At 54.9% G+C, this 25,574-nt stretch carries 14 protein-coding genes and 1 pseudogene; 10 read left to right on the top strand and 5 right to left on the bottom strand.

The window, feature by feature from the left end:
- Positions 1 to 10 precede the first annotated feature (10 nt).
- The 10 genes from CKW22_RS11485 to CKW22_RS11435 all read left to right on the top strand — a co-directional run bounded on the left by CKW22_RS11485 (position 11) and on the right by CKW22_RS11435 (position 19,615).
- Complete coding sequence (locus CKW22_RS11485) at positions 11 to 6,955, top strand: methyltransferase domain-containing protein (RefSeq protein ID WP_095064134.1); 6,945 nt, start codon at positions 11 to 13, stop codon at positions 6,953 to 6,955.
- 8 nt (positions 6,956 to 6,963) lie between these two features.
- Complete coding sequence (locus tag CKW22_RS11480; RefSeq protein WP_095064133.1) at positions 6,964 to 8,763, top strand: glycosyltransferase; 1,800 nt, start codon at positions 6,964 to 6,966, stop codon at positions 8,761 to 8,763.
- Between the two features lie 12 nt (positions 8,764 to 8,775).
- The gene (locus CKW22_RS11475) at positions 8,776 to 9,189 is read left to right on the top strand and encodes a hypothetical protein (protein WP_095064132.1); all 414 of its coding nucleotides are present in this window, start codon (positions 8,776 to 8,778) and stop codon (positions 9,187 to 9,189) included.
- 42 nt (positions 9,190 to 9,231) lie between these two features.
- Positions 9,232 to 10,968 (top strand): hypothetical protein, encoded by a 1,737-nt coding sequence (locus CKW22_RS11470; RefSeq protein ID WP_095064131.1) that lies wholly within the window; start codon positions 9,232 to 9,234, stop codon positions 10,966 to 10,968.
- Complete coding sequence (locus CKW22_RS11465) at positions 10,965 to 12,200, top strand: glycosyltransferase family 4 protein (protein ID WP_095064130.1); 1,236 nt, start codon at positions 10,965 to 10,967, stop codon at positions 12,198 to 12,200. The genes CKW22_RS11470 and CKW22_RS11465 overlap by 4 nt, the downstream gene beginning before the upstream one ends.
- Positions 12,201 to 12,207: 7 nt before the next feature.
- On the top strand, positions 12,208 to 13,434 hold the full coding sequence (locus CKW22_RS11460) for a glycosyltransferase family 4 protein (RefSeq protein ID WP_095064129.1): 1,227 nt from the start codon (positions 12,208 to 12,210) through the stop codon (positions 13,432 to 13,434).
- Positions 13,435 to 13,506: 72 nt separating this feature from the next.
- On the top strand, positions 13,507 to 13,890 hold the full coding sequence (locus tag CKW22_RS11455) for a hypothetical protein (RefSeq protein ID WP_095064128.1): 384 nt from the start codon (positions 13,507 to 13,509) through the stop codon (positions 13,888 to 13,890).
- A 233-nt stretch (positions 13,891 to 14,123) separates the two neighbouring features.
- A complete protein-coding gene (locus tag CKW22_RS11450) occupies positions 14,124 to 15,101 on the top strand; it encodes a D-glucuronyl C5-epimerase family protein (RefSeq protein WP_095064127.1) in 978 nt (325 codons plus the stop codon).
- Between the two features lie 626 nt (positions 15,102 to 15,727).
- Positions 15,728 to 17,899 (top strand): hypothetical protein, encoded by a 2,172-nt coding sequence (locus tag CKW22_RS11440; RefSeq protein WP_143500725.1) that lies wholly within the window; start codon positions 15,728 to 15,730, stop codon positions 17,897 to 17,899.
- Between the two features lie 639 nt (positions 17,900 to 18,538).
- Positions 18,539 to 19,615, top strand: coding sequence for a DUF6270 domain-containing protein (locus CKW22_RS11435; protein ID WP_095064125.1), 1,077 nt, complete (start codon positions 18,539 to 18,541; stop codon positions 19,613 to 19,615).
- A 215-nt stretch (positions 19,616 to 19,830) separates the two neighbouring features.
- On the opposite strand, the pseudogene CKW22_RS11430 reads toward CKW22_RS11435, so the two are convergent.
- The 5 genes and pseudogenes from CKW22_RS11430 to CKW22_RS11410 all read right to left on the bottom strand — a co-directional run.
- Positions 19,831 to 20,520 (bottom strand): annotated as a pseudogene (locus CKW22_RS11430) (polysaccharide biosynthesis protein); the annotation flags it as partial.
- 59 nt (positions 20,521 to 20,579) lie between these two features.
- On the bottom strand, positions 20,580 to 21,461 hold the full coding sequence (gene rfbA, locus CKW22_RS11425) for a glucose-1-phosphate thymidylyltransferase RfbA (protein WP_095064159.1): 882 nt from the start codon (positions 21,459 to 21,461) through the stop codon (positions 20,580 to 20,582).
- A 5-nt stretch (positions 21,462 to 21,466) separates the two neighbouring features.
- Positions 21,467 to 22,363: a dTDP-4-dehydrorhamnose reductase gene (rfbD, locus tag CKW22_RS11420; RefSeq protein ID WP_095064124.1), complete on the bottom strand. Its 897-nt coding sequence runs from the start codon at positions 22,361 to 22,363 to the stop codon at positions 21,467 to 21,469.
- Positions 22,360 to 23,430 (bottom strand): dTDP-glucose 4,6-dehydratase, encoded by a 1,071-nt coding sequence (gene rfbB, locus CKW22_RS11415; RefSeq protein ID WP_095064123.1) that lies wholly within the window; start codon positions 23,428 to 23,430, stop codon positions 22,360 to 22,362. Before rfbB ends, rfbD begins: the two co-directional genes overlap by 4 nt.
- A 117-nt stretch (positions 23,431 to 23,547) precedes the next feature.
- Positions 23,548 to 25,545, bottom strand: coding sequence for a nucleoside-diphosphate sugar epimerase/dehydratase (locus CKW22_RS11410; protein ID WP_095064122.1), 1,998 nt, complete (start codon positions 25,543 to 25,545; stop codon positions 23,548 to 23,550).
- Between the last annotated feature and the right edge of the window lie 29 nt (positions 25,546 to 25,574).

The following is a 25,574-nucleotide window of genomic DNA, read 5'->3' as shown; positions in this document are numbered from 1 at the left end:
AACAGTCCGCATGAACAACACCACGCTTGAGAAACCTACCGTGAACAATGAGCTGCCGTCACCTTTGGCCGATATTCATGACCGTGTGATGGAAGCCTATTACGGCAAGCTGGGTGATCAGTTCATGCGGGAAACCCAAGCCCGCATCCACTGGATCTGCGCCCAGGTCAAAGGGCGCCGGATCCTGGATGTCGGCTGCTCGCAGGGCATCGTGCCCCTGCTGCTGGCACGTGAAGGCTGCCAGGTCACCGGTGTGGACACCAGCCCGCAGGCCATCGAAGAGGCCAAGGGTTACCTGTCGACCGAGCCGGCCCATATCCAGCAAAACGTCACGTATATCAATTCTGACTTCCTCGCGCTGGACACGCTCGAGGTCGAACCCGACACCGTCGTCATCAGCGAAGTACTCGAACACCTGGTCCGCCCGGAGCTGTTCGTCGAAAAGGCCAACGAACTGCTCAAGCAGGGTGGCCGCCTGGTGATCACCGTGCCGTTCGGGGTCAATGACTTCATTGACCACAAGCACACGTTCTACCTGATGGAACCTTTCCGGCTGCTGGCCGAGCACTTGCAGATCATCGAGATCAAGATGCTGGGCAAGTGGCTGGGCATTGTCGCCGTTAAAAGCGAAACGCATAAACCCGGCATCATCGACTCGCTGACGGTCGAGCGCGTACGTGAACTGGAAAAGGCGTTTGAGTCCATCGAGCGCACCCTGCGCGAGAACATCGGCGCGATCAGCAAACGTCTGGAAGAGGCGAACAAGAAGTATCGCGGCGCCACCGAGCAGATCGCCCAACTCAAGCCTGAGGCCCAGAAGGCCGAGGCATTGTCCAAGCAGTTGCAAACGCGCGACGCGGACATTGCAACCCTGCAGAAATCCAACCGTGAAATCCTCGATGCCAAGGCCCAGCGGGTCCAGGAGCTTGAGGAAATCAAACAGCGGCTGGAAGAAGCCAACAGGAAGTATCGCGTAGCGACCGAGCAGCTAGCCCTGCTTAAACCTGAAGCACAGAAGGCCGAGGCCCTCTCCCGTCAGCTCAAGGAACGTGAAGCGGATATCGCCTCGCTTGAACAGTCGAGCCGGGAGTCCCTTGAAGCCAGCGTTCGCAACGTTCAACAACTGAGCGAAGAACTCGACGCCGTCAAAGCGCAACTGACCGAGGCAAACCAGAAGTGCATTACGGCTGCGGAGCAGTACGCCCTTCTGGAGCAACAGTTTGCAGCGCTCGAAGAAGCCAGCGTGCAGAGCCTTGCAGACGCCGAGCAACGATATGACACGCTGCTGAGCCAGCATGAAGACGCGCGCAAGCAATTGAGCGAAACAAGCGACGAACTCGCTCAGCTGGCTCAAAGCAATCGCGCACTGCATGACAACCTGGCCACCTCTGCAGGGCAGCAGCAGGCCTTGGAAGAGCAACTGCAAAGCACTCAGGCTCAGTTGCAAGAAGCCCAGCAAAGTACCGACGCAAAAGCCGGCCACATCAGCCAGCTCAGCTCGGAACTCAGCCAGCGGGAAGCAGCGCTGGAATCCTTGCAGCAGTTGCATCAATCCATCGAAGAGCAACTGCAGGCAACGGCACAGCAGCGAACTGCCGCTGAAGAGCGGGCAGCGCACAAGGCCGCAAGACTCGAAACATTGAGGGCGGAGCACGATGCGCTCGCAGCCCAGCTCGAGCAGATGTCTGCACTGCGCGCCGAGGACCAGCGAGAAAACGCTGCCTTGGGCGATAGCATCAGCGCGCTTCGTGAGCAGCACAGTGACCTGGAAAACCAGTTCCGCTCGGTAGCCGGACAACTGGCCGAGGCACAGCAGGTCAACGAGGGCCACGTTGCCACCATCACCGACTTGCGCGCCCACCAGACGGCACTGGAAGCCGAGCTGGAAAACCAACGGCAACAGTCGAACGACCTGTTGGCGCAGGCACAACAGACCAATGTCGAGCATATAGACACCATTACGGCGTTGCGCGCACATCAAGCGGCAGTCCAGGCCAAGCTTGAAGACCAGGCGCAAGCCATGAGCGAGTACCAAACTCAGGCTCAAGAGCAGGAAGCCGCCCACCTCGACACCATCGCTGCATTGCAGTCTGGCCATGCCGACCTGCAAGCCCAGCTGCAGCAGGCAGCCGAGCTACAGGGCCAGACCGACCTGGCCAACGCTGCCCACCTCGACACCATTGCAGCGTTGCAGTCGGGCCATGCCGACCTTGAAAGCCAACTGCAACAGGCCTTCGAACTGCAGGACCAGGCCAACCAGACCAACGCAGCTCATCTCGAGACCATTGCAGTATTGCAGTCGGGCCATGCCGACCTTGAAAGCCAACTGCAACAGGCCTTCGAACTGCAGGACCTGGCCAACCAGACCAACGCAGCTCATCTCGAGACCATTGCAGTATTGCAGTCGGGCCATGCCGACCTCGAAAGCCAACTGCAACAGGCCGCCGAACTGCAGGACCTGGCCAATCAGGCCAACGCAATGCACCTCGACACCATTGCAGCGCTGCAGTCGAGCCATGAACAGCTGGAAAACCAGCTGCTGGAGGCTGCCGAGCTACAGGAGAGAACACATCAGGCCAATACAGCCCACATGGAAGACATTACTGCCTTGCGAGCACACCAGGCAGCACTGGAAGCCGAGCTGGAAAACCAGATTCAGGCAATGACCCGTCTGCAAACCCAAAGCAATCAGGATATTGCCGAGAAAGACGACACGATCACTACGCTGCGCATGCGCCAAGCGGAACTGGAAGCCGAACTTGAAAGCGAGTTGGAGTATATGAACGAATTGCAGGCCCAAACCCAACGGGCCGACGCTGCTCAGGCTGAGACCATCGCTCTGTTGAAAGCCCGTCAAGCTGAACTGGAAACAGAGCTGGCCGATCAGCGCCAGACCATGAACGAACTGCAGGTTCAGAGCCAGCAGGCCAATGCCGTACACGCGACCACGATTACCGCATTGCAGAAACGTCAGACTGAGCTGGAAGTCCAGTTGCAGGTGATGAACGACGTTCAGGCACAAAGCCAGCGCGAGCATGCAGCACAAGTCAACTCCATCAATGCTTTGGTTGAACAACGTGCCGTGCTGGAAGACCGCTTGCAGGCGCTGACCCTCGCCAACACCCAGTCCGAAGAAGCCCGGGCCTCGCTGGCAGAGACCATTGCGTCGCTGAATCAAGCCAAGGACATGCTCGAAGAGCAACTCCAGCTGGAAAGCGTCAGCCGCCAAGCTGCCGAAGCCAGTCTCGCCGCCACCAACGAAGAATGGCAGGGCCTGCGTCAGCAACTGGAAGCCGAACTCAACTCGTCCAAGGCAGGTCTTGGCGCGGCAAACATGAAGTACCGCGCCCTCACCGGCGAACAGATTCCGCAGTTGAAGGCCAGCCTCAATCAGCTGCTGGAACGCAGCTCAGCTCAGCAACGCAAGATCGACGAGCTCAACGAAAACCTGGGCCGAGCCAACACCCAGCGTCACCTGGCTGAACAGCGCCTGGTCAAGACGCGTTCCAGCATGACCTACCAGCTCGGCTACCAGATCAAGAACAGCGCCAGCTCCCTGGGCGGCCTGGTCAAGTTGCCGGTGCGCCTGCTGCGGCTGTACCGCAAGGCCAACCAGCAACGCCAGCAAAACGAGCAGAAACTGCTGGCCAACGAACCGCTCAAGGCACTGCTGCCGCCGCCACCTGTGGTGCAGGACGAGAACTACCTCAAGCTGCCAGCTGCCCTGGCAACCAGCGAGCAGAGCCGCACTACCCTGCTGCGCCAGGCCGACCAGCCCGTCAGCCGCCTGAAAGTAGCGTGCGTGATGGATGAGTTCACCTTCGGCTCGTACCGCTACGAATGCGACCTGATGCCACTCACGCCAGCCAACTGGAAAGTGGAAATCGAAGGCTTCGGCCCAGAACTGCTGTTCATCGAGTCCGCCTGGCGCGGCAAGGATGACCTGTGGGGCAGCAAGGTTGGCCACAACGGCCAGGAGCTGCAAGACATTCTCGCCTGGTGCCGCCAGAACAAAGTGCCGACCGTCTTCTGGAACAAGGAAGACCCGGTCCACTTCGAGACCTTCCTGACCACGGCCAAGCAGTTCGACCATGTGTTCACCACCGATATCGACTGCATCCACCGCTACAAGGGCGCACTCGGTCACGACCGCGTCTACCTGCTGCCGTTCGCTTGTCAGCCTGCGCTGCACAACCCGATCGAACTGTACGAACGCAAGGATGCCTTCTGCTTCGCCGGTGCCTACTACGCCCGTTACCCTGAGCGCACCCGCGACCTGGGCAACTTCGTCACCGAGCTGCCGAAGTTCCGCCCACTGGAAATCTTCGACCGTAACTTCGGCAAGAACGATGTCAACTATCAGTTCCCCGAGGAATACCAACCGTACATCGTCGGCACCCTGCCCTTCGAGAAAATCGACACGGCATACAAAGGTTACCGCTACGCGATCAACCTCAACTCGATCAAACAGTCGCAATCGATGTTTGCCCGACGTGTCTTCGAACTGCTCGGCTGCAACACCCTGACCGTGAGCAACTTCTCGCGCGGTGTGCGCCTGCTGTTCGGCGACCTGGTCGTAACCACCGACAATGGCGAAGAGATGCTCCGTCGCCTGCAACTGCTCGCAGAAGACCCGCTGAACAGCGACAAGCTGAGGCTGGCCGCCCTGCGTAAAGTGATGCAGGAGCACACCTATACCCAGCGTCTGGAATACGTGATGAGCAAAGTCACCGGCACCTCGAAGGCCCAGCGCCTGCCGGAGATCGTGGTTGTCTGTGAGGCTCAGGATCGCCAGCAATTCGACATGCTGCGCGCTCACCTGAACCGTCAGACCTACAGCCAGGTGCGCATGGTCATCATCAGCGATGCCTACCAGAGCAGCATCGTGACTGACGACCCGCGAATCCTGGTGCTCAAGCCTGCCCAACTGAAGAAGACTTCTCTCGGTGAGCTGGTTGGCAATACCCCTTGGGTTGCCGCCTTCGTGCCTGGCGACTACTACGGCCCCAACTACCTGCTCGACCTGGCACTGGCAACCCGCTACAGCCGTGCTCAGGTGATTGGTAAAGCTGCACACTTCACCTGCAAAGGCCAGCAAGCCGAACTGCTGTCCAACGAACAGGCCTACCGCCCGACACAAACACTTGCCGCCCGCCGTTCGCTGGTGGCAACCGAGATCGTCGCCGCCCAACCCCTGCGCAGCTGGCTGAAGAACCTGCAATCACTGCAGTACACCCATGCTCAAGGGTTGGCCATTGATCCGTTCAACTACTGCGAGAACGGCGCGGCACAACACGAGGCTGTCAGCACCAAGGTCAACGACCTCGAGCTGAACCTGGGCATGACCATCGATCAGCTGCAAGCCCGGGCACAGTCGATCGCGCCGCTGCAGGTCAGCCACGATGCGCCTGAGATCACTGGCCGCGGTTTGGCCGACATGTTTGGCGTCATTCGCAACAAGTTCGTGGACCTGATCGTCGACGGCGATAACTGGCGCGTGCACTCCAAGCTCGCAGACGGCAAGCACGAATACATCTACGCCCAACAGGAAGTCCGTGTGGATGAACTGGGTTGCGAAGAGGGCCGCCTGAAGCTGTTCCTCGACTGCACACCCGGCTTGAACCTGCAGTTGGTCGTGCTGTTCCTGGATGCCGACAAACAGCGCATCAGCCACGTCATGCAGTATCCGAACCGCAACCAGACCGCCGATGTTCCGCCAGAAGCTGTGTTCGTGCGTTTTGGCCTGCGCGCCTACGCGGCGGGCAGCACCGACCTGAAAGCACTGGTGCTGGGGCATCGCAACCTGCAGCCCTCTGAAATGATGGGCCGTGGCGAGCACCTGCTGCTGACCAATCACTACCCGACCTACTCCGACTTGTACCGCAACAAGTTCGTGCACACCCGGGTAACGGCCTACCAGGAACACGGTATCGATGTAGACGTGTTCCGTTTGCGCCCCAATGAGACCGTGAGCTACCACGAGTTCCAGAACATCGATGTAGTCACAGGTTGCACATCGACCTTGACGAAGATGCTCGAGAAGAATCGCTACAAATCGATCCTCGTGCATTTCCTCGACGAGCAGATGTGGAATGTGCTGCGTCCATTCCTGAACAGCACACGCATCACTGTCTGGGTACACGGCGCGGATATTCAGCCTTGGTGGCGTCGTGAGTTCAACTTCGCGACCGACGAACAACTGCACCTGGGCAAGCTCGCCAGCGAAAAACGCATGACCTTCTGGCGTGGGCTGCTGCAACCCATGCACCCGAACCTCAAGCTGGTGTTCGTGTCTCGCTACTTCGCCGAAGAAGTCATGGAAGACCTCGGGTTCCGCCTGCCGGAAGCTCAGTACGAGATCATTCACAACCCGATCAACACCGACTTGTTCGACCATCGGGAAAAGTCGGCCGAGCAGCGCAAGAAGGTGCTCTCGATTCGTCCTTACACCTCGAAGACCTACGCCAACGACCTGACTGTCAAGGCAATCCAGAGCCTGACGAGCAAGCCCTGGTTCAATGACATGGAGTTCTGCCTGATCGGTGATGGCCCTCTGTTTGAAGAAACGCTGGCTCCGCTACGCAGCTACGCCAACGTGAAAATCCAGCAGGGCTTCCTCAACCACACGGAGATCGCTCAAACCCATAAGGACTACGGCATTTTCCTGTGCCCGAGCCGCATGGACACCCAAGGCGTATCCCGTGATGAGGCCATGTCGTCAGGCCTGGTACCTGTGACTACCGCCGTCGCGGCAGTACCCGAGTTCGTCGACAACCAATCCGGCTACGTGGTCGAGCCCGAAAGCCACGAGCAACTGGCGAAAGCGATCGAGGACATGTACCTCAATGGCAGCACCTTCGTCGTGAAGTCCAAAGCTGCAGCCAAGCGTGTTCGCGAGCAAAGCGCCAGCGTCAAGATGGCCGAGCGGGAAGTTGCTGTGATACAGAATCATTGAAGACGATGATGAAACCCGCTTTGAAGCATTTCGTTTTTACCAATTTTGGTATCGGCATCAAGGATGAACTGTGGCTCTCCTACAGGCTGGAGGTCTTTAGCAATACTGCCCTCCCGTCTTTGGCCAACCAGAGCAATCAGGGTTTCGAATGGATCATCTTCGTTGATGAAGCACTGCCGACACTGCACCGGACGCGACTGGAGACGTTGCTGCGTGGTTCTGGCCTGAATGCGCGCACGCTTCGGGTCAGCGACTATTCTATGGTCAGTCGCGAAATCCTGCGCCTGATCAAGGACGTTGACGAGGCGGTCCTGGTAACTTCGCGCATGGATGATGACGACTGCATTGATGAGCACGTCATCGACCTGATCCAGGCCGAGGCCACCTCCGAGCACAACATCTCGGAGGTGCTGCTGATATCGCTGAAAAACGGTATCGAATTCCTGCCTTCGGATGAGTGCTATCGCCCGGTCGAATACGACACGCTGGCACTTGCACTGACCCTGGTGGACAAGACAGCAGGCCCCAAGTCGCACTCCATTACTCAGTATGCGCACCACTTGGTCGTCTCGACGCTGGAACAGCATCGGATTTCCGCCGAGCACATTCATCTGAGCAGAGCGGAACCGCTTTATCTGTATACCAAGCACCCGCTCAGCGATTCGTACTTCTTTGGCGCGCGCGCACGCATACTCAGCTCGCCCGAGTGCGTGAAAGGGTTTGATCCGGCGCTGTTTGCGCGGTTCGGCCTACAGACTGCCCAGCTTGAATACCTGACCCAGCTGCTGCGAGAGTCTCCGCTGGGCATGCCGCACAAATACCTTGAAAAGCTAAATACGGTCCGTCAGCAAATCAAGGCTGAACAACAGAACGTCTTTGGTGCCGACCAAGAAGTATTGAACAAACTCCTGTCGCAAAGAGCTCGCCTTGAAGTGAAGGCCTCGCGCCCGAACCCCGTGAAAGCGAAGGCAGGGAAGATTCGCGTTGCCATTCTCGGTTCAAGTGCTTCGCACAATTTGTTCACGTTTCAACAAGAAGCCCTCGAACGCTTCGAGGTGTGTTTTTACATGTCTCAATCGTCGGTCATCTCTTACATGGCACCGCCCTGCCTCGATGCCCGGTTCAAGGTCGATACCGAAGACGCCGAGGCTAAACGTGTTCAGTGGGACGCCTCCAAAGACCACTGGAAACAGCTTGAGCAAGCTCGGCCCGACATCGTCATTGTCGATTTCTTTGACGAAAGCATCGGCATCGCAACGCTTGGAAGTTCCATCGTTTCGGCCAGCCCGCTCATGCTCAAAACCCTGTCGCGTTGCGGTATCGAGTTCAAGTTGCAGGCCCCCTGGAGTGAGGAGGCCAAGCAATTGCGCACCTGGGCGCTGCCCATGTTCCTTGAGCGCCTGGCTAGCCTGTGCCCGAACATTTTCGTGCACCAGGCCAACTGGGCGAGCCAGTACAAAAGCAAGGAAACCGTTGCAAGCTTCGCCGGGAGCACCTTCGAGAACCTCATCGACCTCAACAATGCAATCATTGACCCGATGCTGGAAGGCCTGGAGAACTCGACGATCCCAGTCGAGAGAATCGGCGGCAAGGACGCTGGCTTGATTGCAGGGGGGGCGCCTCGCTGGGCCTATTGCCCGTATCACTATGACAGCCCGTACTACAGAACCATCGCCAAACAAGTATTTGCCAAGATGGTGCAACACGTCTCAAAAAACGAGCACAAATGGGCGTTTTGCCCGTATTACTACCACGGCACCTATTACAGAACCCTCGCCAAACAATTGCTGGCGCGGATCATCAATTGAAGTGATCAGATCATGAAACCGTACCTCTTCCTTATTGCACTCCTGACGATGTTGGCCGGTTGCGATCAACAACCGACAGGCGAGGTGATGCCAGCGGAAAAATCGGCCAACACCCTGCGCCTGAGTGACGCTACCTATGTGCTCCTCCGGGGCACACATCAGAAGTCGTATAAGAAACCGAACAGCGCGGGCTTCATGAGCATGCATGAGTTCGTCTATGCCGGCGTTGACAAAATCGCTGAAAACGACGTTTACGCTGTCCTGAAAAACAACGGCTACACGCGCAAGATTATCGGCAATGATGCAACCCAGTTCAAAGTGCAGTATTACAAAAAGTCCCAGCCACCGATCGGCGCTATTTTTGTGACGCGCGCCAAAGAAGGTGGGCATGAGACCCTCGCCAATATTTATTGGCAGGAAAAATAATGCACGCGCACCTCACATTTGCTTATACGGTTTCACGTTAGCATGAAACTTCAGCAGCAGATAAAAGCCACCATCGGCTGGTGTATTTCCCTGGGCGTGAAATTCGTCAAGGTGGTGCCGATCATTACCGGCCTGGTGCAAATCAGTACTTTGGCGAGCCAGATATTTCTTTTACTGGCTTTCTTCCTGCCCCTCAAAGTCATCATTCTCCTGGGCTCAGAAAAAACGCCTGCCTATTTTCCTTCGATCCTGCATACGCTCGAGAAGGATCATTTGATCTATGCATTGACGGCAGCGGCGGCCCTTTCCTATATCGCCTATCTGCTGGCGGAACTGGCGACCGCACTGCTGTGCCGTAAAGGCACCCAGACCCTCCTCGCTCGCACGTCCAAGCTCAATTTGTTCGAGAACCAGGAAAAAATTGCCACCAACGCCTACTCTCGCTTCAACCGAGCGATGGCAGGGGGGGCTTTTTTCGGCTTGAGCACGGTGGCGCTTGCCTTTGTATACCCGAGCCTGCTGCTGGCGATTTTCGCGTATCTGGCCGTAGCATCGACCGTTTGCGTGCTGGCCTACAACCACAGCAAGCGCATTCGCGATAGCTTCCACCAGCACTACAGCCCTATTCTGAATGCCTTGGCGGCAACAGGGTTCCTGCTGAGTTTCTTCGTCCTGGTGACTGACTTCCTGTATTTCCAGCACACCAAGATTTTCAACGCCGTCATCGCCGTTCTGATCATGCGCCAGGGCTTGCAGCGGCTGTCGAGCATGATGCTGGACGTTATCGGCCTGCGCATTCAGCATCGGCAGGTCAATGCGCTGTTTTATCAGTCTCAGCCGCTCATCGAACTGCGCCCGCAAAGCAATGGCTTGGACTATATCCTGCAGGCAGAAAACAGAGACAAATGGGTGCGCGAGCTGCTTCAAAAACTGAATGCTGAGGCGGTCGACAGCTATCAGATGCAATGGCATCAGGTGGGCTTTACCGATATCTACGCCTTCACCCTGCAGTTCGCCGATGACGCCGTTGAGCACAGCCTGCTGGTCAAAGTGTTTGGCAACAACATCTCATCCTCGGCGCTGCAGGAACGGGCGCTGCTGACGACGCAACGCGGCTTGCCAGTCTTGCCCTTTGTGGGTCATTACAAGGTCAGCAATATAGATTGCCATGTCTATCGATTTGAAGCGTCTGACAAGCTGGCCGGCCGGCAGATTGGCGAAGGCATACTTGGCGTGGCAAAGAGGCTGATACTACTGGAGCCCGCTGCAGAGCTGATTGCCCAATTCACCCGCACGCGCTTGTACCTCGAACAACGTCTTGATGAAGCCACGATCAGCTCGCTCCGTCTGGCGTGTATCAATGATGACGACACTCAACGTGTCGAGCGCATCATCAACACCCTGCCGTGCATTACCCGGCAACTGGCCGAGCTTCCTCGCCAGATCGTGCCCCTGGATGTCACCAACAACACACTACTGGCGTCCCCCTCCTCCGGCTTTGTCCTCAGCCACTGGAGTAATTGGCGCATTGAAGCGATTGGCTGCAGTTGGCCAATCGCGCAAAAAGATGCGCTTTTCGAAACGCTCGGCTCTAGCGACCAGCGCCCGGCACTTGCTAACGCCGAGCAGCAAAAGGTCTGGCTGGCTGCACTGATGTACATGCTGGAAAGACATATTGTGCGTAAAGACTATTCGGCAGCCCTTGCATTGACACCTGACATCGTCAGCTGCATCGAGATTTTTGATACACCCACAGCTGTAGAGGGCGCGACGCAATGACGAAAGTCTCGATGATTGTATGGAATGAATTCCTCAACGACGCGCGCGTGATGAAGGAAGCTCAAACGCTGCAACGGGCCGGTTATCAAGTTCGCGTGTTCGCACTGCACACGCCAGGCGTCACCCAACAGCAGGCGGTGCTCGACGATGGCATAGAAGTTGTTCGAGTGGCCCGCTCGCCGCTTTGGAAACTGCGTAAGAAGAACCTGCAGCCTGCGGTGAAAGCCGGTGGCGAGTCTCAGCAGTCCGCGCCGGTGAAGCCCAGCTTGAAATTGCTTGTTCTAAGAGCTGTATCACGCGGGTGGACGCACCTCGCGCTGCTGTTCAAGATGCTTGAGTACCGGGCGACGGTCGTGCACTCGCATGACGTCAATACCCTGCCCACCGCCTGGCTGGCAGCAAAGTTGTCACGCGCCAGGCTGGTGTACGACGCACACGAAATCAGTACCAGCCGAGAAGGCTACAAGAGCCTGCGAAAGGTCGTCGGGTTTGTAGAAAAACAGCTGATGCCCTCGGCAAATGGCACGATCACCACAACCGACGCACGGGCCAAGTACTTTGCTCGCGCCTATGGCGTGGAGCGGCCATTGGTTCTACAAAACCGACCCAGGCTGATTGAAAGCCCACCCTCGAACCGCATTCGAGAAGAGCTCGGCCTGGTCGAGCCGTGGCCGATCGTTCTTTATCAAGGTGGTTTACAGCAAGGCCGCGGGCTGGAAAAACTGGTCCGCACGGCGCAGCACGTGCCTGATTGTTACTTTGTGCTGATCGGCGGAGGCCGGTTGACCCAACCGCTCACGCAGTTGGCGCAAGAACTGAACCTGCAGCACAAAGTGCATTTCATTCCAACGGTGGCCCTGGCCGAACTGCCAAGCTATACGGCCTCTGCCGACGTGGGTGTGCAACCTATTGAAAACACCTGCCTCAATCATTACACCACGGATTCGAACAAACTCTTCGAGTATGTAATCGCCGGGCTACCGGTGATTGCCACTGACTTCCCTGAAATCCGCAGGATTGTCAGAAGCAATGACATCGGCCTGCTGGTACCGGCCAATAACGAGCAAGCCCTCAGCCGCACAATCATTCAATTGCTGGAAGACCCCGCGCTGCGCGCACGGTTCGCCAGCAACGCCAGGAAGACGGCGCAAAACTTGAATTGGGAAAGCCAGGAAAAGTGTTTAGTTGATCTCTACGAGCGGGTGCTGCTCACCCACGCTCACACCAGGTAACCCGGCCGTGAAGACACGCATTCTCTTTTTGAGTTTTTACTACCCGCCGGACCTGTCGGCAGGCTCCTTCCGTGCCGAGGCATTGGTAAAAGCACTCTTGGATAATGTCGGCGACCATGTGGAAATCGATGTCGTTACCACACAGCCCAACCGGTACCATACCTTCAAGACCACGGCCTCGAGCTTTGAGCAGTCGCCGAGCCTGACCGTACGGCGACTGGCGGTGCCTGCCCATAAAAGTGGTTTCATTGACCAGGCGTTTTCATTCGGCTCGTTTGCCTACCAAGTATGCAAAGTAGCCAACAGCAAACAGTACGACCTGATCTTTGCCACCTCTTCGCGCTTGATGACAGCCTCGCTGGGCGCTTACATCTCCCGAAAAACAGGTACCAAGCTGTATCTGGACATTCGAGATATTTTTGTCGACACCTTGCAAGGGGTACTGCCACCTACCCTCGGCAAACTAGCTTCTGTTGTCTTTTCATCCATTGAAGCTAGCACGATCCGACAGGCTGACAAAGTTAATCTTATTTCACCTGGGTTTACGCCCTATTTTAACAAGCGCTACCCCGACAAGGTATTCACCTTGCATACCAACGGGATCGATGAGCTCTTCCTCACGCCGCCGCCGTTGCCGACGGCACCGGTCGTCACGCAATACCTGCCTGCGCTACCGCGCCGATTGAAAATTGTGTACGCAGGCAACATTGGTACCGGGCAAGGCCTGCACCTCATTGTCCCGCAATTGGCCAAGCACCTCGAGGATGAAGCCGACTTTCATCTGATCGGATCTGGCGGGGCCATCGAGCGCTTGAAGAAAGCACTGGCTCGCGAGCAGGTGACGAACGTCTATCTCGCGCCCCCGATGAAACGTGACTCTTTATTGAAGCTTTATCGTGAAGCCGATGTACTGTTCTTGCACTTGAATGACATGAAGGCGTTCCGTCGAGTATTGCCCTCCAAGCTGTTCGAGTACGCAGCAACCCAGAAACCTATTTTGGCAGGTTTGTCCGGGTACCCAGGTCGATTTGCAAGCAGACGCATTCACAATACGGCGGTATTCAGCCCCTGTGATCTCGAAGCCGCTATCAGATCATTCAGGAGCCTGGAACTGGGCCCCACAGCTCGAAATGATTTCATACAAAAATACTCGCGAACAGCTATCAAAAGGAGGATGGCCTTCGACTTGCTGACCACATCACCCAAGCATTCGGAGTTCGAGCAAACTGAATAGTCAAGGGTCGACAAGTTTGCTAGAATTCAGAGTTTAAATTTACATTAACAAACCCAAGGTCTAACGCTTAACATGAAAAAAATCACCTACGTCGCGGTTTTGTCCTGCCTGCTCGCTTTGGGCGGCTGCAATGAAGAAAAAGGGACTGACATCCAACTTCCTTCCGGCGAAAAGCTGACGCTCGAAGGTAACATGACAAAAAATGTTACCAAACCTATCGAAAACGGTACTTTCAAGACTTTCGATATCCAGTACAACTTGGCTCAAGCTGAAACCAAGGCCAAAGTCGACGAGCGCTTCCGCGCATTGGGGTATGTTGCTGCCGAGCAACCCAACGCTGAGTCCGCCTCAGTTAAAGTCCATTACATGAAGAAAAACTCGCCAACCATTGGTGTTTTGATCAATGATAAAAACCCAGCACTGGTGAGCATTTACTGGCAAGAAAAGCAGCAATAAGCTGCTTCGCTACCCACGCCGAACGACTAGATATTCCCACTGCTGAGACGTCACAGTGGGAATATCTTTCAGAACTATCACTGACCTGCATTGCTCTCCGCGCCCCTTCTGGCTCTGTTCCCCTCAACAGACTTATACCTGCATAAACGATAAATCAATACTCATAACAACCAGCACCCAGAACATCAATAACAATCAATCTGTCACCGCCCCAAACTCAGGCTAGGCTACACATGCATATTAACTACGAAGCGCTCACCGACGACTGGTTCGACAAAGCCATGGGGACGGGCCCACACGGCGGCAAGTGGAAACCCAAGCATCACCTCGACCTCTTCAGACAATGGCCAGAGAAGTACGTAGTTGATTACAGTCAACCCTTCAACCCTTTCGCCTTCGCTATTAATGCATGTGCACTGGCTATCACCTGCAAGGTTCAAGGCCCATCAAAAGTAGTATTCGACCAGATCGACTACCTGGATTTGGCGGCCTCCATCTACACTGATACACTGGGCAATCACAACTACATCAGAAACGACTTTTCATTCCCCATGTATTGGGCCACCATGAAAAGACCTTTCTATGGCGCATTCATGAATGCGTATACCGCCTATGGCTACATGCGAATATTTGAAGCCACCCATGATGAGAAACACTTAAACAAAGCATTGAAGCTCATCTCGACGATAACGTCCAACGACACCAAGCTCAAGTTATCCGAGAAAGACACGCGTGGCGACCTCTGGCTTTACGAGTATGTCTTCACCCCCCTAGAGACAGACGCAGAGCATTTCAAGAAGCTGGGCACTGAAGAACAGCCAGACGGCACGATGCGCTTCCGGATTTATAACGGACATATCGGCGCCTTGATTGCACTCCTTAAATTCAGAAAATTGACAGACATGGGCTTTGTCGATGAAACCATCGAACAAGCTATTTTAACAATGTCGAAAAATCTGAGCGGCCAGCTTTTAGAAGGTCAGTTTTTCTCCTACTCGATTGAAGCCCCACAGCTTCCGGATTACGGACAAGCGAGAGCAGTCCATCTCGCCAAGCACCTGTCTGAAGCCACTGATGATGAGCAACTGAAACACACATATCAGGCTTTTGATAAATTCTACCGTGAGTCAATCAAAGATCGCGAAAAAGAGATCTATTCCGTGGGAAGAGCAGCTGCACGGGAGTTGTACACCCCGCTCAAATCGATGTGACCAATTGCGACGTGCAGCGCTACAGGAATCCAAGTGAGGCCAAAGGCGCCTCAGAGGATTCCACATCTAGAGCAGCGCCCAATCGGGGGGGCATCCTTAAGCTCCATGAACACAAAGCCGCCGCTTGATCCCGGATGCTGTGCCCCCGAGTCTTTCTGAAGCCCATCCGCCATGATGCGACCCGGCACAAAAGTCAGAAAAGTGTATGTGTACTCAAGAAAATCCATTGGCGATTTGGCTGCCTTGGTCGAGTTTGACATCAAAGTCGCGGTATTCAACCCGTGCTTTTCGCTTTCCTCAACAAGCCGCGTATTCGTGCGAAGTTTTTTACCTGGGGCGCAACGGCTTGTGCCTTTGCCTCAAGCGCCTAGAGTCTGAGCGGTTCAAAACATCCCCCGACGTGACGGACCAGGCGACTGCCTGACCGTCCAGAAGCTTAAGCGCTTACAACTCAATTAAGCTGACAGATCCGTATTTGAACTCACACCTCCATTGACATATATTTAGTTTTTAGTAAAAATACAAACACACATGACTAACACATCATCGCAGATTGAGCACCCACTATTTTAGCTCTATTTCGATCGATATATAAGCAGCTCTTATTAAATACAGGGATTTTCAGATTGTTCTCACTTGAAACCAAAATCGTCGGATCAGACATAAAATGTAAAATTGAGACAGACTACTGCACTGGCGATCAATTCTATTATTACCTAATGAAAGATGGCGCCATTATCGATCGCAGCGAATGGACGCCTGAGAACGAATACTCCAAGACTCTTGAGGAGCCTGGAAGCTATTATATTCAGGCCCACTTGAAGCGCGAAGGGACGAATACGCTAAAACGCTCCGGCAGCCTTTTTTTTAAAACCGATTCTTGCTTGGATGAGTTAAGGGCACTTTGGGATAGCGGCACGTTACCAGATATTGAACCGCCCAATCTTTACACATTAAAAGAGCCATTTTCGAGCTTTTTAATACACCATACAAGCTCTAAACACAAAACCTCTGCCATTCTTGCAACAGAGGTAGATACACATCTTATAAAAACACAGAACATCAAGTTCGCAAATGCATCTTTAAATATTTATCAGTTTTCAGAAACCCACCTACCCTGCAAAAGCATACTACTATTTTCAGGTACAGCCATCTGCAAATCCCAATTCATATTCGGAGACACAGATCTAACAGCAGACATGGCGGCTGAGGACCTTGGGGCCGCGATAGGAAACTTTGTTTCTGTCACTAAGCGCAGTGAGCGAGTTACAGTACAGACTGACTATTTCGGCTTCGGAAAAATCTTCTATTACAAAGATAATAACAACACATTCTTAAGCAACAGCTACCACCTCTTACTTAAATCACTGAAAGTGGCGGGAATTGAACTAAGAATAGACTATGACATCGCTCTTTCCAAAATTAACTTCGTAGGCCTCCAGCCATTCTATCAAAACTTCTCACGCCGCATGGATGTTGCTGGCGTCATTTGTCTACCTGTCGACAAGTTGATCTACTTCGACAACAGCGGCATGCATATCAATGACAAACCTATCAGCAACGTTTTGCACGACGGCCGGAAAGTTTCAAAGGAAGAGTACAACGAGCTTTTAGACAGCGCTAGGCAAGAGATAATATCAAACCTCAATATAGTAGCTAAGCATGAAAAATTTGAGCAAGTCATCGTCGATGTATCCGGCGGAATGGATTCGCGACTCGTATTCAGTGCGGCCACCAACCTCCCAGAGCACCGGGAAAAAATAGTAATCAATAGTCAAGATACTCGCGGCGCACCTGACGAACTAAACGTTGCATTGGCCATCGTTTCAAAATACGGATACAAGCATGATACGACTGCGGAAACCATTGTCATGCCTCCGCCAAAAGAGCTGTACGATAATATATCTAGCTACTACATGGGCACCTATTACTCGTTTAACTATTCAAACCTTAAAACCCAAAGGCCTGGTACGATTCGCATCACAGGGTTCGGTGGAGAAATTGTAGCCCGTCCTTATTTCGCACGGCTGCACCTGAACGGCGAACTCGACACATATGAAGTAAGCGATTTCGCAGAGCGATACTTTGACAAGTTTGGCTATCTTTCTTTATTTGGCACCAACAGTAAACTTCACGCCTCAACCAAAGCCATTTTCTCAGAAGAATTGAATTTACTTCCCGGTACTGGCGCACTTGAAAAGTTTGATATCCACTACCTTTATTACCGCAACGGGCTTCATTGCAGCGAGAGCCTAAGAACAGATAACTCCGGGCCTGAATTTGCCATCTTACAATCCAAGTCTGCATTCGCATTGAAAAAAAGATGCTTCACTGAACATAAAAGCGTGAAGCTTCAGCTTGACCTTATGAATGCTCTCAACCCCTTCATCTCTCAGTACCCATACGAAAGTGACATGGATAATGAGGCAAAGGCAACGCTATCTTCATCTTTAGTTCCAGTGCCGGCCTACTTGCGCGATCTCAAACTGGAGATTGATGGCGACAGAGCTGACTGGGAAGCTACCCAACAGCAGAAGCGTTTGCTGCGTACCGTCGAGTGCGAGAATTACGACCTATACAAAAAACAGTTTACCGCGATGCTCGACTCACGACTCGACAACATTCTTTCTGCGTTAAAAATAATTTGCGAAACAAACGAACATCTTATTGACAGCTTTGCAGTCCCTGTCTATTACTTCGCAAAAAATAATTTTAGAGGCCAAGCAAGCGGCACACAATTTCAAAACTTGCACACTAAAATTATATCAATCGCCAACCAAATACAATTAATTTCCTAAGCTCACACAGCCAGAGTGCCTCTTAGCATACGAGGCACTTACTTAATGAACCATATGCACGACAATACATAACCAAACATTTTAAATGCTGTCAATCATATTAATGCAACCCACGCCTTCACAGCCCCACTGTTCCACTGACAAATATATAATTAGGCCAAGGGGTTATATAACAGACACATCCCCTTAATAGAACTCACTAGGTTCGAATCGCGCCTTAACGCACAACAATGCCATTCACTTCGAATCATGGAGGGCTCCGCAATATAACGCTACGACATCTATGCCCCTCAGATGAGCGCAGTCGTCACTCGCAAATCGGAAGGCAAGGAGACTATGAAGAATATGATTTTCTGCGAATGCTCTTGCGGCCAGGCTGCCCCCCTTTTCGACTCTCCGCGACGCTGAGACAGATTAGCATCTGAGGCCAGCTAAAGGCAGTCACTGCGTGCGCCACCAGCCATCCGCACTCATTCACACAGCCAGACTAGGAGGGGCTGTGATGAATTCTGGCGAAGGTGATGAGTCCGTTGCATTTCTGCCATGGCCTATGGATAATGAATTCTCAATGACGTTCACATGCCATACAATAGAGCTTGCATATCTAACCATGGCTATCATGACAAAGGCTAAAACAGAGTGATCAAGAACTTAGTAATTTACGGCAGCTGCGTATCTAGAGATATATTCAACCTAGAGGAGAGCCGTAACTTTAAGTTAACGGATTATTTCGCAAGATCATCCATGGCCACATTATGCAGCGCACCCTATGAGAACATCAAAGCGTTAGATCGTATACCTTCTGCTTTTCGGCGCCGCATGGTTGCCTATGACTTCTCGAAGCAATTACTCGCAGTACCGCACAAATTAGAAAAAGCCCACACAATACTGATCGACTTGATTGACGAGCGCTTCGACCTTATTGCGTTACCCTCGGGACAAATAATAACGAACTCAAGTGAACTGGCTGAAAGCAGGCTATTGGAAGACAGCAGCGTTAATGGATTTAGGTTGATCCGGCACGGCTCTGGTGAGCGCCGTGAGCTGTGGTTGAAAGGTATGCATGCTTTTCTTGATCTCATGAAGCACCACAACAAGCTCGACCGCGTGATCGTAAATAAAGTATTTTGGGCCTCTAGATTCGAACGAGAGAGCGATACAGCTTTCCCTGTTAATTTCGAGTCCATTAATCAAGCTAATCGCGAACTGGAGTGGATGTATGACAAGCTCAGTGACGAACTCGACCATAGTCAATTTCTAAATTTTGACTCTACACTTTTATCGGCCGATGAATTTCATCGCTGGGGCGCATCACCGTTTCACTACTGCGAGCGCTATTACAAAGAAGCACTAGCACAAATAAATCTCAAGCAGAAGACTGAAAGCGAACCTGACACCTCAGAGAACAGCGCAATCGACACTGATTCACCTCCAATCTCTATGGGGGTGCGGCTTTCTGTTGCTGCATATAGCACTGATAGCGAAGTCTTTGCCCACTGCTCATTGATACTCAATGGCAAAATTTGCGAGAGTGGAAATTTCGCTTTCTATCTATACGTTGATGGAGATCGCCATGACATACGCTGGTACGACGCTTCAGAAAGTGCACGCTTTACCAAACCTAGTACACCTGGTGAATTAACAGTCTCGGCTTTCTACAAAGACTATTTAGATCAGACAATCAGCTTAAAGTGCAACGTTACACCGCTGCCCTGACTTTAACTAGAACCAGCTTATGGTCCCTCCACAAGCCATGACTTCTTCATCCAGCCTAATGCTAGCTGATTTCTCGACGACCTTTACGAGCTCTGGCCAGCGCCGTATTGACGCTGGCAGACTTCATGTGGTTGACGGATTCGAAGAGTCAACAAGTCTGCAGACCGCGTGGACGTGCCGGCGCACACCCGGACCCCTGCCATTACATCATTCCCTCACGGCTCCAACCGCCGCTGCTGATAAATCCAGTCCACAATCTCGCCATCCGGCGCATACCCGATCACCGTCTCCCGCAACAGTTGCCGAACCCGCACAAAGTCGTCATGCGCCACCGCCGCCAACAGCTCCCGCAACGCATCCTTGAGCACGTCCCACGACATGAAATCTTCATTGGCACTCATGATCATTGGATGCCGGGTGGCAATCACGTTGTCACCAATCAGCAGCTCCTCGTAGAGCTTCTCCCCTGGCCGCAGGCCGGTGAACTGAATGGCGATGTCGCCCATCGGGTTTCGTTCGGAACGGACGCTGAACCCGGACAGGTGAATCATCTTCTCTGCCAGCTCGACAATCCGCACCGGCTCGCCCATGTCGAGGACGAACACGTCACCGCCCTTGCCCATGGAGCCGGCCTGGATCACCAGCTGCGCGGCTTCGGGGATGGTCATGAAGTAGCGGGTGATTTTCGGGTGGGTAACGGTCAGTGGGCCGCCGGCCTTGATCTGTTTGTGGAACAGCGGGATCACAGAGCCCGAAGAACCCAGCACATTGCCGAAACGCCCCATGGTGAAACGGGTCTTGTTAACCTGCGAGACTTTGCCGCTATCACCGAACAGCACCGGTGCCACTTCGCGGCTCAGGGCTTGCAGGGTCATTTCGGCAAGGCGTTTGAGGCTGTCCAACACCTTGCCAGTTTCCCCGCCTTCAAAACTCTCTAGCTCAAAGGCGGTCTTTGAGGGCTATGTCAATAAACCCTATCCCCCACCAACCGCTTCAAATACTGCCCATACCCATTCTTGGCCAGCGGCTCCGCCAGTTTCATCAGTTGCTCCGCCCCAATCCATCCCTGCCGGAACGAGACCTCCTCCGGGCACGCCACTTTCAACCCTTGCCGCCGCTCAATGGTCGCGATATACCCACTGGCCTCCAGCAACGAGTCATGTGTGCCGGTATCCAGCCAGGCATACCCGCGCCCCATGATCTCAACGGATAACCGGTTCTGTTCCAGGTACACCCGGTTCAGGTCGGTAATCTCCAACTCGCCACGCGCAGACGGCTTTATGCCTTTGGCGATCTCGACCACATCCTTGTCGTAGAAGTACAGGCCGGTCACGGCATAGCTGGACTTCGGCTTGGCGGGCTTTTCTTCCAGGCTGATCGCCTTACCCTGTGCGTCGAACTCGACCACGCCATAACGCTCGGGGTCGTGCACGTGGTAGGCAAAGACGCTGGCGCCTTCGCCGCGGTCCATGGCGTTGCGCAGCAACTGCTGAAAGTCATGGCCGTAATAGATGTTGTCACCCAGCACCAGTGCCGACAGGTCGTTGCCGATGAAGCTTTCGCCAATCAGAAACGCTTGCGCCAGGCCGTCAGGGGAGGCCTGCACGGCGTAGCTGATGTTGATGCCCCACTGGTGGCCATCGCCCAGCAACTGCTCGAAGCGTGGGGTGTCTTGCGGGGTGGAAATGATCAGGATGTCACGAATGCCCGCCAACATCAGGGTGGTGAGCGGGTAGTAGATCATCGGTTTGTCGTAGACCGGCAGCAATTGCTTGGAAATTGCCAGAGTCGCCGGGTGCAGACGAGTACCCGACCCGCCTGCCAGGATGATGCCTTTACGGTTCATGTTGTTCATTTCTCGTTTATTTCCGTAAGCATGCGAGCCACACCCAGGCGCCAGTCAGGCAACGTCTGGGCAAAAGCTTTCTGCAGTTTATTGGTATTCAGGCGTGAGTTGGCCGGGCGCTTGGCCGGGGTCGGGTAGGCGTCCGTGGTCAATGGGTTGACCTGATAGGCAGCGACCTTTAGCGGCACGCCGAGGGCCGAGGCCTGCGCCAGAACGAAACGGGCATAGCCGCACCACGTGGTTTCACCGGCAGCAGCCAGGTGGTACACGCCGGCCAGGCTTGGGTCACGCAGGGTTGCAGTGATGGCGTGGGCGCTCACGTCGGCGATCAGCTCCGCACCCGTCGGGGCGCCGAACTGGTCATCGATCACGCCCAGGCTATCTCTTTCACCTGCCAGGCGCAGCATGGTCCGGGCAAAGTTGTTGCCGCGTGCGGCGTACACCCAGCAGGTACGGAATATCAAATGGGCACAGCCGGAGGCCTGGATCGCACGCTCGCCTGCCAGCTTGCTCTCGCCGTAGGCATTGAGTGGGCCAACGGCGTCGTCTTCGCGCCAAGCTTCGCTCCCCGCACCTGGGAACACGTAGTCGGTGGAGTAATGTACCAGCAGCGCACCGCACTCCGTCGCAGCCCGCGCCAGCACTTCAACTGCCTCGGCATTCACCTTGAACGCCTGCTCGCGGTCCGTCTCTGCCTTGTCCACGGCTGTATAGGCCGCAGCGTTCACGATGACATCGGGCGCATAACGGCGGACGGTTTCGGCCAACCCTGGCAAGTTCGACAAATCGCCGCAGTATTCTTGGCTTCTGGCATTCAGCGCCAACAGATGCCCTAGTGGGGCCAGGCTGCGTTGCAACTCCCAGCCCACTTGGCCGTCCATGCCAAGCAGGAGAATCTTCATACCGTGCGCCCTGCGTAGTTCTTTTCGACCCAATCACGGTAATTGCCAGACTGTACGTTCTCGACCCATGCCTGGTTGGCGAGGTACCACTCGACCGTTTTGCGAATACCGGTTTCGAAGGTTTCAGCGGGCTTCCAACCGAGTTCGCGTTCAAGTTTGCGGGCATCGATGGCATAGCGGCGGTCATGCCCGGGGCGGTCAGTGACGTAGGTGACCTGTTCGGCGTAAGGCTTGCCGTCGGCGCGGGGGCGAAGTTCGTCCAGCAGCGCGCAGACGCGGTTGACGATTTCCAGGTTCGGCTTCTCGTTCCAGCCGCCCACGTTGTACACCTCGCCAGTCTGGCCTGCCTCGAGCACGCGGCGAATGGCACTGCAGTGGTCCTTCACGTACAACCAGTCACGAATCTGCTGGCCATCGCCGTACACGGGCAGTGGCTTACCGCCCAGGGCGTTGACGATCATCAGCGGAATCAGCTTTTCCGGGAAGTGGTAAGGGCCATAGTTGTTCGAGCAGTTGGTGGTCAGTACCGGCAAGCCATACGTGTGGTGATAGGAACGCACAAGGTGGTCGCTAGCCGCCTTGCTTGCCGAGTACGGGCTGTTCGGCTGGTACTGATGGGTTTCAGTGAACGCGGGTTCGTCGGCAGCCAGCGAGCCATATACCTCATCGGTGGAAACGTGCAGGAAGCGGAACGCCTGACGCGCTTGCTCATCCAGGCCGCCCCAGTAGGCGCGCACGGCTTCCAGCAGGCGGAAGGTGCCGACAATGTTGGTTTCAATGAAATCTTCGGGGCCGTGGATCGAACGGTCCACATGGGACTCGGCAGCGAAGTTGACGATGGCTCGGGGTTGATGGTCCTTCAGCAGTTGCTCCACCAGCGCTGAGTCACCAATGTCACCGTGCACGAAGATATGCCGCTCGTCACCTTGCAGGCTGCTCAACGTTTGCAGGTTGCCTGCGTAGGTGAGCTTGTCGAGGTTGACCACAGGCTCATTGCCGTTGGCGAGCCAGTCCAGGACAAAGTTCGCACCGATAAAGCCCGCACCACCCGTTACAAGAATAGTCATCGTTCCGCTCTTCCCAATATCCGCTGACAAACTTCAGTATGTTTGAAGTTGGTCTCTCTAGCGCCGCACTGCCAGCAACGCTTGTTGAATTTTTAATCGTAGTGCCTGGCGCGCATTTCAGGGCTCCAGGCGCCGACGCTGGTACAGCCAGTCGACAATTTCGCCACCCGGTGAATAACCACTGACGGTATCCCTCAGCAACTGGCGTACCGTGGTGAAGTCGTCGGCAGCAGTGGCTGCCTTCAACGTGTCCAGGCGCTGCTTGAGCACATCCCAGGAAAGATAGTCCTCATTGGCGCTCATGATCATCGGATGGCGTGTAGCAATCACGTTCTCGCCGATCAGCAGCTCTTCATAGAGTTTCTCGCCAGGCCGCAAACCGGTGAAGGTGATAGAGATATCCCCCAGCGGGTTGCGTTCCGAGCGAATACTGAAACCGGACAGGTGAATCATCTTTTCTGCCAGTTCGACAATCTTCACCGGCTCGCCCATGTCCAGCACGAAGACATCGCCACCCTGCCCCATGGAACCTGCCTGGATCACCAGCTGCGCAGCCTCGGGGATGGTCATGAAGTAGCGGGTGATCTTCGGGTGGGTCACAGTCAGCGGCCCACCGGCCTTGATCTGCTTGTGGAACAACGGGATGACAGAGCCTGAAGAGCCCAGCACATTACCGAACCGCACCATAGTGAAGCGGGTCTTGTTGACCTGCGAAACGTTCCCGGCGTCGCCCATCAGCACGGGCGCCAGCTCCCGGCTCAAGGCTTGTAAGACCATTTCAGCAAGGCGCTTGGTACTGCCCATGACGTTGGTCGGGCGCACGGCCTTGTCGGTAGAAATCAGCACAAAGTTGGCAACGCCAGCCTGCAAGGCCGCCTGGGCGGTGTGCAAGGTGCCGAAGACATTGTTCGCCAGGCCCTCGGCGATGTTGTGCTCAACCATGGGGACATGTTTATAGGCCGCCGCGTGATACACCGTATCGACCTGCCAAGCCCGCATTACATCGAGCATCCTCCCCTGGTCGCGTACCGACCCCAGTATCGGCAGCAACTGTACGGACAAGCCTTCACGGACAATGCGCTGCTCAAGTTCGCTGGCAATGCTGTAGAGGTTGAATTCGCTGTGCTCGAACAGCAGCAAAGTACGCGGCGCCTGGCCCAGTATCTGCCGGCAGAGTTCTGAACCGATCGAGCCGCCGGCGCCGGTCACCAACACGGTCTGGTCGATGATGCAGTGCTGCAGCAGGTCGCCTTGCGCAGGCACGGCATCGCGTCCCAGCAAGTCGGCGATGTCCACTTCCTGGATGTCGTCCACTTTCACGCGACCACTGGCCAGGTCCATAAAGCCGGGCACACTGCGCACATGCAGTGGGTAACCTTCGAGCAGGTTGAGGATTTCGCGGCGGCGGCTGCGGCTGACCGAGGGCAGCGCCAACAGCACCTCTTCGGCACCGGTGTCGTCGATCATGCGTTGCAGCTGCTGTGGCTTGTACACTTGCAGCCCGGCGATAACCCGGTCGGTGATGCTGGCATCATCGTCGATAAACGCTACCGGGCGCATGGCTTTGCCCATGCGCAGGGCAGCCACCAGTTGGTTACCGGCCGAGCCGGCACCGTAGATGGCAACCCGTGGCAGGCCATCGTCGCGGTTGGCAAAGGGCACATGCTGCACCGCGGTGGCAAACCAGTCACCGAGGAAGTACTGGCGCATGGCAAGACGCAGGCCACCGACCATGATCAGGCTCAACCACCAGTAGTTGAAGGTGATGGAACGTGGCACCACGTTCTGGTGGTTACTGGCCCAGTAGATGATGAAGCCCAGAATCAGCGCTGACAGGGTCACCGCCTTGATGATCGCGATCAGTGCGTCGTTGCCGAAATAGCGCATTACCGCTCGGTACAGACCGAAGCGGATGAACAGCGGGATCGAGATGATCGGCGCTGTGACGAACAGCCATGTGTGGTCACGAACAGGGTTGGCCAGGTCATCGATGCCCAGCCGCACAACGAACGCCAGCCACAGCGCGAACCAGACCACAACGACATCGGTCGCTACCTGAATCAGCCGCTTATGGCGTCGAGGCAGTCCAAGCAGTCTTGAGCGCAGCTTATCCATAGAACCTCTGAGTGCATTCCAAAGTGACA

Origin of the sequence: Pseudomonas sp. Irchel s3f19 (assembly GCF_900187555.1) — a bacterium.
Lineage (GTDB): Bacteria > Pseudomonadota > Gammaproteobacteria > Pseudomonadales > Pseudomonadaceae > Aquipseudomonas > Aquipseudomonas capeferrum.
This window is presented reverse-complemented; position numbering and strand designations above follow the sequence as displayed.